Raw genomic sequence first — 324 nt, 5'->3', positions numbered from 1 at the left:
GCCGAACGCGAGGCCACCAGGATCGCCGAGCAGGCGCGCGAGACCGCGGAGCGGGAGTCGCGCCAGGCGGCCGACCATGAGCAGCTCCTTGCTCAGGAAGCAAAAGAGATTGTAGAGAGAGCGGAGGCAGCTGAGCGTCAGGTTGCTCAGGAAGCCGAGCAAAAGACAGCCCGCGACGCCCGCTATGCCGCCCGAAAGGCACGCAAGTGAGCTGAGCCGGGATATCGGCCGAACACCTAGCGGCCTGTTACTTCACCCACATCACACCGGATTGGCCATGGTGACGAGGCTTTTCCCGGGATTGCGCCGAGATTACGACATGCG

Annotated in this window: 1 protein-coding gene; it reads left to right on the top strand. The window is 63.9% G+C overall.

Annotated elements, in window-relative coordinates; translation table 11 throughout:
* On the top strand, positions 1–210 hold a 210-nt coding region (locus LG661_RS24990), incomplete at its 5' end, for a DUF6481 family protein (protein WP_230534677.1).
* Between the last annotated feature and the right edge of the window lie 114 nt (positions 211–324).

The organism is Microvirga roseola, assembly GCF_020866965.1.
Taxonomy (GTDB): Bacteria; Pseudomonadota; Alphaproteobacteria; order Rhizobiales; family Beijerinckiaceae; genus Microvirga; species Microvirga roseola.
This window is presented reverse-complemented; position numbering and strand designations above follow the sequence as displayed.